Annotated in this window: 15 protein-coding genes; 12 read left to right on the top strand and 3 right to left on the bottom strand. The window is 37.5% G+C overall.

Features of this window, described 5'->3' with window-relative positions; genetic code table 11:
* Nucleotides 1–112 precede the first annotated feature (112 nt).
* From BQ5338_RS16885 to BQ5338_RS14250, 6 genes are all read left to right on the top strand, one after another.
* Nucleotides 113–775, top strand: a complete 663-nt coding sequence (locus tag BQ5338_RS16885; RefSeq protein ID WP_159431331.1) for a glycosyltransferase — start codon at nt 113–115, stop codon at nt 773–775.
* 316 nt (nt 776–1,091) lie between these two features.
* Complete coding sequence (locus BQ5338_RS14270; protein ID WP_071147473.1) at nt 1,092–1,823, top strand: glycosyltransferase family 2 protein; 732 nt, start codon at nt 1,092–1,094, stop codon at nt 1,821–1,823.
* 2 nt (nt 1,824–1,825) lie between these two features.
* Nucleotides 1,826–2,407, top strand: a complete 582-nt coding sequence (locus BQ5338_RS14265; protein WP_235816431.1) for an HAD family hydrolase — start codon at nt 1,826–1,828, stop codon at nt 2,405–2,407.
* A complete protein-coding gene (locus BQ5338_RS14260; RefSeq protein ID WP_071147472.1) occupies nt 2,397–3,263 on the top strand; it encodes a phosphotransferase in 867 nt (288 codons plus the stop codon). Before BQ5338_RS14265 ends, BQ5338_RS14260 begins: the two co-directional genes overlap by 11 nt.
* Complete coding sequence (locus tag BQ5338_RS14255) at nt 3,253–3,933, top strand: glycosyltransferase family protein (RefSeq protein WP_071147471.1); 681 nt, start codon at nt 3,253–3,255, stop codon at nt 3,931–3,933. Before BQ5338_RS14260 ends, BQ5338_RS14255 begins: the two co-directional genes overlap by 11 nt.
* Nucleotides 3,930–5,111 (top strand): hypothetical protein, encoded by a 1,182-nt coding sequence (locus BQ5338_RS14250; protein WP_139265261.1) that lies wholly within the window; start codon nt 3,930–3,932, stop codon nt 5,109–5,111. The genes BQ5338_RS14255 and BQ5338_RS14250 overlap by 4 nt, the downstream gene beginning before the upstream one ends.
* 147 nt (nt 5,112–5,258) lie before the next feature.
* Here BQ5338_RS14250 and BQ5338_RS14245 read toward each other — a convergent pair whose 3' ends face one another.
* Entirely contained in the window at nt 5,259–6,722 is a 1,464-nt protein-coding gene (locus BQ5338_RS14245; protein WP_071147469.1) for an MAC/perforin domain-containing protein, read from the bottom strand.
* Between the two features lie 385 nt (nt 6,723–7,107).
* Between BQ5338_RS14245 and BQ5338_RS14240 the strand changes: the two genes are divergently transcribed.
* Entirely contained in the window at nt 7,108–8,940 is a 1,833-nt protein-coding gene (locus BQ5338_RS14240) for an ABC transporter ATP-binding protein (RefSeq protein ID WP_071147468.1), read from the top strand.
* On the opposite strand, the gene BQ5338_RS14235 is transcribed toward BQ5338_RS14240, so the two are convergent.
* Nucleotides 8,941–9,564 (bottom strand): ribonuclease H1 domain-containing protein, encoded by a 624-nt coding sequence (locus BQ5338_RS14235; protein WP_071147467.1) that lies wholly within the window; start codon nt 9,562–9,564, stop codon nt 8,941–8,943.
* Between the two features lie 126 nt (nt 9,565–9,690).
* On the opposite strand from BQ5338_RS14235, the gene BQ5338_RS14230 reads away from it, so the two are divergent.
* The 3 genes from BQ5338_RS14230 to BQ5338_RS14220 all read left to right on the top strand — a co-directional run bounded on the left by BQ5338_RS14230 (nt 9,691) and on the right by BQ5338_RS14220 (nt 11,384).
* On the top strand, nt 9,691–10,293 hold the full coding sequence (locus BQ5338_RS14230) for a nitroreductase family protein (RefSeq protein WP_071147901.1): 603 nt from the start codon (nt 9,691–9,693) through the stop codon (nt 10,291–10,293).
* Nucleotides 10,294–10,426: 133 nt separating this feature from the next.
* Nucleotides 10,427–10,960 carry a shikimate kinase gene (locus tag BQ5338_RS14225; protein WP_071147466.1) on the top strand — a complete coding sequence of 178 codons (534 nt, stop codon included), beginning with the start codon at nt 10,427–10,429 and terminating at the stop codon, nt 10,958–10,960.
* A 25-nt stretch (nt 10,961–10,985) separates the two neighbouring features.
* Entirely contained in the window at nt 10,986–11,384 is a 399-nt protein-coding gene (locus BQ5338_RS14220) for a hypothetical protein (protein ID WP_071147465.1), read from the top strand.
* A gap of 1 nt (nt 11,385) precedes the next feature.
* Here the strand turns inward: BQ5338_RS14220 and BQ5338_RS14215 are convergent, their stop codons facing one another.
* Nucleotides 11,386–12,084: a YgjP family zinc-dependent metalloprotease gene (locus BQ5338_RS14215; RefSeq protein WP_071147464.1), complete on the bottom strand. Its 699-nt coding sequence runs from the start codon at nt 12,082–12,084 to the stop codon at nt 11,386–11,388.
* Nucleotides 12,085–12,269: 185 nt separating this feature from the next.
* Here BQ5338_RS14215 and BQ5338_RS14210 point away from each other — a divergent pair, with 185 nt between their 5' ends.
* Entirely contained in the window at nt 12,270–13,004 is a 735-nt protein-coding gene (locus BQ5338_RS14210; RefSeq protein ID WP_071147900.1) for a head GIN domain-containing protein, read from the top strand.
* A gap of 13 nt (nt 13,005–13,017) precedes the next feature.
* Entirely contained in the window at nt 13,018–13,794 is a 777-nt protein-coding gene (locus BQ5338_RS14205; protein ID WP_071147899.1) for a head GIN domain-containing protein, read from the top strand.
* Nucleotides 13,795–14,091: the final 297 nt, after the last annotated feature.

Here is a 14,091-nt window from a genome sequence, read left to right as displayed (position 1 = left end):
AACGAGAGCTGATAAGAACATATCGTGGATACATTGCGACTTATTTAACTTTCATTGGACTATCCCATCTGCTTTTAATAATAGAGAACAAGAGCTGAATTGCTATAAAAACATGGATGAAATTGTTTTTGTTTCTCGCAATGCAATGGAAAATTTTGCCAATTTATATCAGATTGATACCCCCCAACGGTGTGTCTATAATGTAATTGATGTTGATGAAATTAGGCAATTAGCGGGAGAATTGGTACTCCCTCATAATAGCATGACAATCACAGCTATCGGTAGCTTATCTGAAGTGAAAGGTTTTGATCGCCTTATTAGAGTAGCAAAGAAATTTAAGGATGATGGATATTCATTATTATTCCAAATCATAGGTACGGGAAGTAAAGAGAAAGAGCTCGTTGAGCTTAGAAATAAACTTGGTTTGCAGGAAGATTTTCTTTTTTTAGGTTTTAAGAGGCCACCATATCCATACTTAAAAGCATCTGATATACTTGTTAGCACATCTTTGGCTGAAGGCTTTTCTTTGGTTATTTGTGAAGCTTTTGCTTTAGGCATTCCTATTGTGGCGACCAAAACTGCCGGAGCAATTGAATTATTGGATGGTGGACAATTTGGGGTGTTGACCGAGCAAGATGATCAATCTATTTTTGATGGGATTAAGGCTTTGATTGATGATACTGATTTAATGTCGAAATACCAGAATCTGTCTTTAAATCGCGCTGAATCTTTCCGAGTAGAAGAGGTTATGCGACAAATATACGATTTAATTTAGATATCATTAATAGCGGATGCTGTTTTAAAAGTATGCTGTTCTAAATGAATACTAAGAGGAACGGTAAAGAAACATCTGGTAAACAGTCAAGGCATTAAGGGATAAACTCTCTAGAAAAAAGACCTTTTTGAGCAATCACATAATTATTGCTCATGTAGCGATTCAGTTGGAGGATATCGAGCCTTTTCAAATATAAAAGTAGCACTTCAAGCATAAAGTTTTCAGGTCATTTGTTTATCTTTGCCGCTGATTTAATCAGCATTTTTTTATCTCAAGATATTGATCAAATTCGTTATTATTCATAAATTGAATATAGATGAGACATTTACACATAATAATGCCTATGGCAGGAGAGGGTTCTCGCTTTTTGAAAGAAGGCTGGATAATTCCAAAACCGTTGATAGATTTAAATGGTGTACCACTCTTCAAGCATGCTATCAGTAGCGTAGCGGCAGAGGGGATATCAATGAAGTATTCATTCATTGTTCGCCAAGAACATATCGACAAGTATGCCATAGACAAACAGATTAAGGAAGTATTGTCTGATGCAAATATTTTTTCTGTTCTAAAAACAACTCGTGGAGCTGTTGAAACTTGTTTGATGGCAGAATCAGTTATCTGCTCTGACGACTCAATCATCGTCATGGACTGTGATTTGGAGTTCCGCAGCAAGGAATTCACCAAACAGGTTAGAGAAATACTTTCTAAACCTGTTGAACAGGTTAATGGAGGTTTACTTGTCTCTTTTACATCAAATTTGCCAAAGTATAGTTACGCTGAGGTGGATGATAACAACGTGGTAATTCGTACTGCAGAGAAAGAGGTGATTTCCAATCATGCGCTTTGTGGCGCTTACTTTTTCTCGACAGCCAAAGGTTTCCTTAAGGCAGCTCATCGTTTGCTTAATGATCCGGCATTTACGAAGCCTGAGTTTTATGTGTCTTTGCTTTATAACTATCTGTTAGAGAATCATGAGACAGTGCGCATGGCACAGATAGAGGAATATTATTCTTATGGCACTCCCGAGGAATTGAAAATATACTTATAATCATGATGCGAGGACAGAATATCAAACTACTTATAACTGATTTTGATGGTACGTTGGTGAAAACTTTTCGAGCCAACTACCTAGCTTATCAGAAAGCTTTCAACGAGTGTGGATTATCCCTTACGGAAGAAGCTTATTACAAGTGCTTTGGATACCGTTTTGAGCGATTCATGGAGGTAATGGAGATTAAAAATAAAACTATCGTCGACTCAATTCGAGAGAAGAAAGCGCGGTTTTATCATGAATTTTTTAGCGAGTTACAACTCAATGAACCTCTTTATGGGTTTATTAAATCATTTAAGTGTAGTGGTGGAAAGACCGCTATCGCATCCACCGCACGTCGCAAGAACTTGACGAATGCGTTGGAATACCTGCATCTATTAGAATCATTCGACTTGATATTAGGCGGCGAAGATGTAAATGAAGGAAAACCATCGCCGGAGATTTACTTGAATGTACTGAAACATTTTGAATGCGAACCTCAAAACGCACTTGTTTTCGAGGACTCGTTTGTTGGTATTGAGGCTGCACAGCGTGCCGGAGTTAACTATGTGGCAATTAATAGTCATTTTTATGGAAATTGAAGTTAAGGGCCATTCTGGCTGTCAGATAAATATCGTTCGTGAGGCGAACGAACTTTTTGTCTATAAAAGCTCGCGTGACCCAAAATATCTTGTTCGCCTTTTGATGCAAGCGGAAAAGCAACAACAAGCGGCCAAGTTTGAGTATCAGCACATCCGTGTACCGCATATATTCGATGTTTCACATACATCAGAGATGGTGAATGTAAAAATGGAATACGTCTACTCCAAGAACTTTATTGAATACTTTGAATTGGCAGGGTTTGAGCAAATATCCTATCTTGTCAAGGCTCTCTTGCTCTTCCTTGAAAAGGAGTTGAAGGAGTCTCCAATTGGTGAATTGAATAGTGAGATTGTCGCAGATAAGTTTGATGATGTGTGTGATAAAGTGTTGGCAAACGCTTTGTTGAGAGACGATGAGGATATTAAGAGCCTTCTTGAGAGGACGAAGACCATCTTTAATACTATCAATACAATTATATATATCCCTTTGGGTATCTGCCACGGTGATCTTACTTTTTCCAACATTCTTTTTAATGGTAATAACTACTATCTGATTGACTTTCTAGATTCATTTGTAGAGTCGCCATTACTTGACATTGTAAAGATTCGTCAGGATTCCGCTTATCTCTGGTCACAATTGATGTATATTCATGAGTTTGATAAAATACGTCTTCATGTCATATCAAGAAAGATTGACAATGAGATTGACCGGTATTTTTCTCGGTATGATTGGTATCGTGAGTATTACAAGATATTCCAGTTAATGAACTTCTGGCGCATATTGCAATATGCCCATGAGGAGAAAATCATAAGTTATTTGAAAAACGTAATTAAATCTATTCTCAATGAGTTTTAGCTTGATAGTACCCATAGCAGCCGAAAAGCAGGAATATGCTTCACAGCTGCCACCTATGTTCGCACTTAACAAAGAAGGTGTTTTGCTTTGTGTCAAAGCAATTATGGGATTGGATTTGACGCAGTTTGATGCCATTTATTTCACGATACTTCGTAGTCATGACGAGCGTTATTGCCTATGTGAACTACTGAATCTTCAGTTTCGTCGTTTGGGATTGGATAAGGCTCGTGTCGTAGTGCTTGATAAGCCTACGCGCTCACAGCCGGAGACTATTTATCAGACTGTAATACTGATGAATATCTCGGGATCAATATTTGTGAAGGACGCAGATTGTTATTTCGCAGGAGAGATTTTGTCTCAGAATGGTGTGGCAATATATCCCTTGGAGAAACTAGAGTTGGTCAACCCGCAGAACAAAAGTTATGTGGCCGTTGATGACATGTTCTATGTAACAAACATCATTGAGAAGAAGATTATTAGCCATTACTTCAATGCCGGTGGATATTGTTTTGAGGATGCTTCTGTTTTTTTAAAATATTTCGAGAGGCTTTCAGTAGGCAAGGGCTTATATTTGTCGCACATTGTTTATGCAATGCTGCTTGATAAGCTGATATTCCGTCCTTTCCAAGTAACAAGTTATATTGATTTTGAAAGATTAGTGCAATTATGATGCAAAATAGGCCTACGGTAGTAATAACTAAATTTACTAACTGGACATATTTTCAATGGTTTTTGCTTGGATTCTATGAATTGGAAAGAGCCGGCAAAATTAAATTGAAATTTAAGACCGATTGGATAACAAACGTATCTACAAAAATAAACAACAAAAAAGTCATATCCGGCTTACGTAAACTTTTTAAATATAAAGTTGACATGAATCTTTATGGATACATAAAGGATAATGGGGTTAAAAAGTATTTTTGTATTGATAATGCCGACGCACCATTTCTGTTCGATTCGGAAGCTTTAGATCAAGTGAGTGTTTACTTTAAAATGCAATGTCCCAAGATTTTTGATGCAAATGGGTTTTCATTGACATCTGATGTTTCAATACCTTATTCGGATTATTCATATTCATGTGACGTTAATGAAAACAGTTTTGTTAAGCAAAAAAGATGCACTAATCTGTTTGATAATTTATCCAAAGTAAGCCCTTTGATGGTGGGCTGTAGACAATTAGCCGAAATGAAAAACAGCTATAAGGCATTAAGGCATGGATATGACAATTATATAGAATCTCGATGTAGTGAGCCTTCAAAAAAGGTAATGAGCTATTTTGGAAATGCATTAGGCCCCGAACCTTCAGAATGCGCTAATAAGATAGACGCTAATAGTGAATCTGACATAATGGGATATTTCGTAGGTAAGATTGAACACCCAAATGAAAAGAGGTCTAAGGCCAGTCAAATATTAAATCGTGTAAGTGAAGAAAATGACGCGCGTGTAATTAGTGAAAATTTCGCAGATTCAAAGGAGGTAATAAAAAACGATGACATCGTTGTTCCTCTAGATAAGTTTTGTGAGCATATCTCACATTTTCAATACAACCTAAATATTTCAGGTTATAGAATGAGTATTCCAAATAGATTTATTGAAAGTTTTATCGTAGGAACAGCGATTTTGACTGATAAACTTTTTGTTAGATGGTATTTGCCTTTTGAAGAAGAAGTTATAGAAACGGTTGAGATGGGTTATAAATTGAACAATGATATAGATTGGAGTGCATTTGAAGAGGATCTGAAGAAACTGCCAACTATCAATAAGAAGTCAATTATTGATTCGTTCGAAAGGAAATGGAGTCCAATAGTAGTCGCTAACTATATTTTAAATACAATATTGAAAGCTTAACTCTTCTGGTTGTTTTTTTTGAAGTGCTATGAAAATAATTTATTTCCAATATTGTGGAATTCCAAAATATAAAGCGATTTATTAAGAATAGAGCAAGCGGCTGTAGGTGTGCCTCTTCTCTATTCTTGTTTTTTTATCTATACCGATTTAATCTTTCGGATATATATATCCACCAATATTAGGAGTCAACCTTTTCCATCCTACGAACTTTTCAGGAATATCAGGTATTGTGGATGTATAATGATCTTCACCATCAGCGTTATAATATTCGTATAAGGGAACTGTTCCAAAATTTGAATCCTTATACACATAGCCAGTTATAGCTATAGGCTGTTTCACATATGGAGGATAGAATCGATCAATATCAGAGATTATGGTGGTATAATGATCTCCAGCACCAGCGTTATAATATTCATATAAGGGCACTGTTCCTTTTATCTTGTTTTTTAGAATATACCCTTCTATGCATAAAAGTTTCCAGCCTACGTAGTTTTCCACAACAGATGGATCTGTCGTGCCGTCATGGTCGCCTCCTTCGTCATGATAATATGTATATAAAGGTATTAAATCAAGAACATTAATCTGAGATGCTTCTATGTGTCTCTCCACTGCAGCTTTTACTTCTGCTTTTTTAGCTGGATCTGTAATAAAATCATAAATAGGATAAGTCTCTTCCCATTTGATGTTAGTCAGGTTGGCATTTTGTAGTTTTATTGCGTCTTCCCAACCTTTTATATCAACAGTTGTGGGCATACCTTTTTCTAAGTCGTATTTCATATTTGTGCCATTACCACCATAAAACAAGACATAAAGCTCTTTATTTTGATTATTCTTAATTAAGGTTTCCTCTGTCTGGGTTGCGTGTTCCAAGTTAGCACCAAATCCTATTTTCTTCAATGCAGCCGTGAATCCTGCCTTTACGGTTCTTTTTTTGATTGAACTATCTGTGGTATTTGTGATAACGGATCTGAACATTACCTTATAACGTCCTCCGATAGTAATATCGGTCAAGACATGGGTACCATATCTTTCGACTAATCTATCTGCGGAAAGTCGATTCAAATCTTCTATGAATTCATCGGATAAATATTGTGAAATACGGCTGATTTCATCGTTTATGCGTATGTACTTGATGTTTCTGATGGCATCTAAGCTTGCAAATGAATACTTAGAGGAATAAGAATATGTTGATTTGAAATAGCTATTTGAACTGATTGTACCGGAGAATTTTGCACCACTTTTTGCTTCAATGCTCATGTTTGCATCGACTTTAGTCTCATTCGTGATCTCTTTAAGATAATCTAAAGACGAGTAGCCGGAATACATTTTATCATAGCCAAATGATGCGGTGCCGGTAACTATACGGTTTCCAAGATCTTTTTTGTATTTCTCGATGTCCAAGACGGGGTTCCGAACGGACAAAGGATGCAAATATTCTCCCGTTACATCATAGCCATAACCTAAAACGTCATAAATGGCATCACCTGCACTCCTTGTGGTGGCTTTACTTTCTTGTTCGTCACTATTATCTCCCACGGAGACAAGGTCGTTGTCACAGCTACCTAGGCCTAAGGCCAAGAATAGCATAAAAACTAAAGAATTCTTTTTCATGATTTTATAAAGTTTGAGTTTATGCCAAAGTTATAAATGCATCGTGATTTTTCATTGTAATTTCACAACTTATGCGTAGACATGCTATGCTTGATAATCAGTGATTTACGTACTTTTGCGTAGACATGACCTGAGAGTATACACATTTCTAGCATGTTTGGAGGAAATTATTACGAAAAGAACCTTAGATGTGAGGAGAAATAAGATAAGAAAATTAGCCACTGCCGTCTTGTATACATGCCTTTTTGCAACTGCAAATTCGTCAATGCCTTGTTTGATCATTCTTGGTTCAGGTGTAATGAAGTACTATTTAATATGAATCAGCCGTTCACTCAAAAAAAATATCCTATCTTTGCATGCTAATTATTCTAACTAACAACAAGCAATGAAGGAATTTTTTCAACTCATGAAGCGGTTTTTATCGCCTTATAAAAAGTACTTGGTTTGGGCCGTACTTTTAAATCTACTGTCTGCTGTATTCAATGTTTTTTCATTTACTTTGCTGATTCCCATTCTACAGATACTCTTTAAGATGGACAATAAGGTTTATGAATTTATGCCTTGGGATGCTGCCGGAGGGTTAAAAGAGGTAGCGGTGAATAACTTCTACTATTATGTTACTGAGATGATTGCTACTAATGGAGGATCTCTTACGTTGTTATTCCTTGGACTCTTTTTGGCTTTTATGACGATGTTGAAGACTTCTTGCTATTTTGCTTCTTCTGCTGTCATGATTCCGTTGCGAACGGGAGTGGTTAGAGATATACGTATTATGGTTTATACTAAAGTAATGTCTCTTCCGTTAGGCTTCTTCTCAGAAGAACGCAAAGGGGATATTATTGCTCGTATGAGTGGGGATGTCGGTGAGGTGGAAAACTCTATTACGAGTTCACTGGATATGTTGATAAAAAACCCTATACTGATTGTGATGTATTTCGCTACTTTGCTGGTAACGAGTTGGCAACTAACTCTGTTTACCTTGATTGTATTACCTGGGATGGCTTGGGCCATGGGAACAGTCGGGAAAAAGCTAAAACGCCAATCTCTTGAAGCTCAGGCTAAATGGAGTGATACAATGTCTCAGCTTGAAGAAACTTTGGGTGGCTTGCGTATCATAAAAGCCTTTGTTGCTGAAAAGAAAATGGTTGATCGCTTTACGACATGCAGTAATGAATACAGGGATGCAACGAACAAGGTTGCGATGAGACAGGCTTTGGCACACCCGATGAGTGAATTTCTGGGAACGCTGCTTATTGTAGTGGTGTTGTGGTTTGGTGGCTCGTTGATATTAGGACATAACTCATCTATCGAAGCACCTACTTTTATCTTTTATATGGTAATTCTGTATAGCGTCATTAATCCATTGAAAGAATTCTCTAAAGCGGGCTACAACATTCCAAAGGGACTGGCCTCTATGGAGCGTGTTGATAAGATTCTGAAAGCAGAGAATAAGATACTAGAGATCGCTAATCCAAAACCTTTGAAAGGACTTAAGGAGGCTGTTGAATTTGATAACATTTCTTTCAGTTATGATACCAGAAAGGATGTACTTAGAAATGTTAGCTTGACAGTACCGAAAGGAACGACTGTTGCACTGGTTGGACAATCAGGATCGGGTAAATCTACATTGGTTGATCTTCTACCGCGTTATCATGATGTGCAACAGGGGGACATTAAGATTGATGGCGTAAGCATCAAAGATGTTCGCATCTCTGATTTACGTGGCCTTATAGGAAATGTGAATCAAGATGCTATCTTGTTTAATGATACTTTCTTTAATAATATTGCTTTTGGTGTAGAGAATGCAACGATGGAACAAGTGGTTGAGGCAGCGAAGATTGCAAATGCTCACGACTTTATCATGGAGAAGGAAGATGGCTATAATACTAATATTGGAGATCGAGGTGGTAAGCTGTCCGGAGGTCAAAGGCAACGTATCAGCATTGCTCGCGCTATATTAAAGAATCCTCCTCTTTTGATTTTAGATGAAGCTACTTCGGCTTTGGATACAGAATCTGAACGTTCTGTGCAAGAAGCTCTGGAGAGGCTGATGCAGACGCGTACTACTATCGCGATTGCTCATAGGCTTTCGACCATTAAGAATGCTGATGAGATCTGTGTGCTTTACGAAGGAGAGATTGTAGAACGAGGAAAGCATCAAGAGTTGTTGTCTCTGAATGGATATTATAAACGATTGCATGATATGCAGAGCTTATAATCACTTTCTCCCAAAATCAGCAGGTATCTCACCCCATATTTTTGTTTCCCATTTTAATATCGAGGTGGTATATTTGTTTTCTTTCAACCATTTCTCAGCACGCTCAATGACCTGGAAGAGTGTTTCGGTCTCTGGCGTACGGGGAAGTTTGGTCTTACATTTCTTTTGCTTCACCCAACTAATGGCATTGACGCTATCGCTATAGATAGGCATGTCGAACCCTTTTTGTTTTAGAATGGCCAATCCATGAACTAGTGCCAAAAATTCTCCAATATTGTTTGTTCCTCTCATGGGCCCGAAACGAAATATTTCCTGTCTGCTGGCTACATGCACACCTCTATATTCCATCGGCCCTGGATTGCCGCTACATGCAGCATCTACAGCTAAGCTATTTTCAATGATGGCTTCCGAGAAAGCTTTAGGTTTGGAGATAGTCGCTTTGGCCTTTTTGCCTATATACGCATAAGGAGATGAGGCAAAAGCTTGTTCGGCTTCTTCTCGTGTGTCAAATGACTTATATTTGGCACTTTCGTATCCTTTGGTTTGGAGCAAACAATCATTCCAACTGGTATAAATACCCGGAGTTACACCGTCCCAAACCACATAAAATTTTTGCTTTGCCATCTTTTCTATCGACTACTTATTTTAATTGCCGAAGCAAAGGTACGACTATTTTTTATTTTCGAACAAGTTAGTTAATTCGGTTGTTATACCACAATAAAATAATTAATTAAAATGGAGGATTGGTATATGAAAAGATCTTTTGAAGAAGCTTTGAAGCATAGAAGGAGCTATTATTCGATAAATAATGAATCTCCTATTTCTGATTTGGAAATTGAACAAATCGTTAATACGGCAGTGACCCATGTTCCTTCCTCTTTTAACTCGCAGTCTACTCGTGCGGTGTTACTTTTGGGGGAGCACCATCTGAAATTGTGGAATATAGTGAAAGAAACATTGAAGAAGATGATATCGGCTGAAGCATTTGTGCAAACAGAAGCTAAAATAGACGGTTGCTTTGCCAGTGGTCATGGAACGGTTTTATTTTTTGAAGATCAAACGGTGATTGAGGGACTGCAAAATGCTTTTCCTAGCTATGCTGATAATTTTCCGATATGGTCTATGCATACATCTGCAATGCATCAGTTGGCTATTTGGACAATGCTTGAAGATGCAGGATTAGGAGCAACTTTACAACATTACAATCCATTGATTGATGATGAAGTAAGGACTACTTGGGATTTGCCGATTTCATGGAAATTGGTTGCTGAAATGCCCTTTGGTACTCCTACTGCAGAGCCTGGCAGCAAAGAATTTCAAGACTTGAAAGAAAGAGTGAAAGTCTTTAAGTAACTGTTTGATTTGTTTTTACTAAGGTTGTGTAATGCTTCTGTACATTGTGTTTTCTCTTATTTTCTTTGCAAACTTGGTTTGCTGTATAATCAAATTGATTATCTTTGCTAAGAACTAATAGCAACGCAACATTATGATTCGGATTTTTTTGACCGGCTATATGGGAGCAGGGAAAACAACCTTAGGAAAAGCTTTTGCCCGGAAGAATAATTTGTCTTTTATCGATCTTGATTGGTATCTTGAAGGGCATTTTCACAAAACGGTGCAGGAGTTATTCGTTGAGTATAGCGAAACCGGCTTTCGAGAACTGGAAAGAAATATGTTACATGAGGTTGCTGCATTTGAAAATGTAGTGATCTCTACAGGTGGTGGAACTCCTTGTTTCTTTGATAATATGGAATTCATGAATGGATGCGGCCAAACGGTTTTTTTAAATGTGAACCCCGATGTTCTATTTCATCGACTACGAGTGGCTAAGCAGCAACGACCTATATTACAAGGGAAGAAGGATCAAGAACTTATTCTTTTTATTACTGAGGCGCTAGAGAAGCGGGCTCCGTTTTATACGCAGGCGCAGTATGTTTTTAATGCTGATGAGCTCGAAAATAGCAAGCAAATAGAGAGTTCTGTATTACATCTGGAAAAATTACTCCACTTCTCATTTTAATATAAATGCTTTAAACTATTTATTGATGACACATCATTTAAATACGAACAAACAGTTTATGGTAGGCAACGGTCTACTGGCGTTTGCGGTTATCATTGTTGTTGCTCTTTTTGTCTATATTAGTATGAAAATGCAACAAGATAAGAAGACTGAACGGAACTATATAGAGACATATGTTGTTAGTCTGGAAAAAGGGTTTGTAGGTGATTCGCTTTCGTTGTTTGTAAATGATAGTCTTGTAATGAATCGTTTAGTTAAGACGGAGCCTACATTGGTCGAAATAAAGCGTTTTGCCCAACAGAGTGCGTTGATGATTGTGGATAATCGAACTGAGAAGGTTTCGACCTTCGATTTAAGCGAAAAAGGTGGGAAATATCGCTTTGAAAAGGAGAATGATACCATAAAGCAATTGGCGCAAGAGTAATTTAAACCTCTGTTTTATACTTCTTAAGCTCTTCTCGTAGACTAAATGCCTTTCCATTGGTTAGGTTGTTGAGTAAATCCCAAAATCGATCACCGTGATTCATTTCTCGTGTGTGGCAAAGTTCATGTAAAAGTACATAGTCTATCAAATACTCTGGTAAAAGGACTAAAAAGAAAGAGAGATTGATGTTTTTCTGGGCGGAACAACTTCCCCAACGACCACGACTGGAATTGATCTTCACGCTTTCATAATGTAATTTACTTCGTTCGGCAAGCATCTGAATCCGAGGGGGAAGAATGATCTTGGCATTTCTGCGTAGTGCTTCCTCTATTACTTTACGCAACCAAATTTGTAGTTTTTCATCTGCGAAATTTGCACTTGGCGGGCAAATAATTTGCATCTTTCCCAATTCTGAGTGAGCAAGAAATTGCTCGCGATCACCTCTTTCCAATGATAATTTGAAATACTCAGTGTCTATTTTATAGTCAAGGTTAATGAAAGAGTTAGAGCTTTTTCTCTTGGAGGCCAATAATTTGACACGTAATTGTTCAATAGCAGCTTCAATCTCTTTTTGAGAGGTTTGAGGAGGTACTGTAACGGTAATCTCATCATTCTTCGTGCGAAAAATTAATCGCTTGGCACGTGGGTTTACGCGTATCTTTAGGCGGCCTAGCTCTTTGTCTTCTATTTCTTTATCCAATTTTATCAGCTTCTATTGTGGGTATACCTATTCGAAAGATCTATAGTAGAATCGTTGCAAATTAATGCATAATATTTTGAATCAACAAAGGAACTATTCATTCAGTTCAAAATAAATGTTGTGGGTAGTGCAACTTTTTACGTGGTGCTTACGTCTAATATTAAAATGAACTAATAAGGATGATCATGAGAACAGGTATAAAACTTTTTTCGGTAACGCTTCTTCTAATCGGCTTACTCACTGGCTGCACCATTTTAGGTGATAGTATAAAACCTAGTAAGAATTATATAACCAGAAAGTATAAAGTAAAAGAGTTTAGAAAGATTGATGTCAGTACGGTAGGTGACGTGTTTTTTACTCAGTCTACAGACGGATCGACCTCTGTACAAATTTACGGTCCTGATAACATTATAGCTCTCATGCAGGTTGAGGTGAAGGATAACACTTTGATTCTGAATACAGAAAAGCATAAAAAAATAAGGAACTTGAAAAAAATGAAGATTACAATCAGTTCTCCTGTTTTGGTTGGGCTTTATTTTAAAGGTGTTGGTGATGTTTCCATTGAGGATAGTCTTGTAACGTCCGATCTGGAAATCGAAAGTAAGGGAGTTGGCAATGTTAAGGTGAATGCCTTGGAATGTACAACATTGAAAGTTAGTTCAATGGGTGTTGGCAATGTGGAGCTGAAAGGTTTAGCAAAAGACGCGATTTTCAGCTCTAAAGGGGTGGGGGATATAGAGGCGGTGGACTTAAAAGCACATTCCGTGGAAGCTTCTTCTCAAGGAGTTGGTAATATTTCCTGTTATGCAACAGAGTCATTGTCCGCTTCGGTTAAAGGAGTTGGTAGCATCAATTATAAGGGTATGCCTAAAGAGAAGAATTTCAGTAAAGGTGGCATTGGTACAATAAAAGCATTCTAAATAAATGAAGATTATGAAACACAAGTTGTATTCTAGCGGAGTATTAGCTTTTCTGCTATTTCTTTCATCGTGTACGCAGGCCCAGATAATTGTGGGAAGTGGTAATATTGTTACTAAAGGAGTTAAAGTGGGTCTGTTCAATAGCTTGAAACTTCAGGGAAGCCCTGATGTTATTTATAAACAAACGACAGGCAAACCTTCGGTAGAACTGTACGGATCTGATAACATTGTTGGTCTCTTAGAAGTAAAAATAGAAAGTGGGATCTTACTGATCAAATTTAAAGATAATGTAAATATACGCAATCGTGGAAAATTAGAAGTCAGGGTGTCAGGACCAGCTTTGGAGCGGCTAACAGTTCAGGGCTCAGGAGATGTGTTGTTGGTTAATGGGATTAAAAGCCATAAAGACTTAGCGATCTCTATTCAAGGTTCGGGCGACATTCAAGGCAAAGGAATTGAATCCCCTCTTTTGTCACTGTCGGTAAAAGGTTCAGGCGATATCGATTTGAGTGATGTAAACGCTCGTCGGACTAATGTGAAAATTGCCGGCTCGGGTGATATTACATTGCGCGGAAAATGCCAGGAAGTTGATTTGGGTATTTCAGGTTCGGGTGACATTAATGCTGCGGGATTAATGGCGCAGAAAGTCTTGGTAAAGGTTGCCGGTTCGGGTGATGTTTCGTGTTATGCTACTGATTATCTGACAGGGAGTGTAAGTGGTAGTGGCGATGTCGGCTATAAAGGGAATCCTAAAATTAATTTTTCCAAAAAGGGATTGTATAAACTATAAAATTCTCTCTTAAATTTAATAAACCTCGTAACAGAGGAAAATTTGGAGTGTTCGTGATGAATACTCTTTTTTTTATAACTACTATAGCACACGTGGCAATGTCTTTAGTAGAAGCGTGTATGAGTACCTAGTTAGGGATGGCTTTAAAGTAATAAAAGGGTTACTACCTCTCGTAGTAACCCCTTTTATCTTAGTTATTTACAAAAAAGTTAAGAGAATTGAAACTTCACAGCTTCAAGTTGTTTTAATAAAGCGTACTAACTATTGTATATTTAAAGCAAATGAAAATTACATTTT

Source organism: Bacteroides ihuae, from assembly GCF_900104585.1.
GTDB lineage: Bacteria > Bacteroidota > Bacteroidia > Bacteroidales > Bacteroidaceae > Bacteroides > Bacteroides ihuae.
The sequence above is the reverse complement of the archived record's forward strand: the minus strand, read 5'-3'. Positions and strand labels throughout refer to the sequence as shown.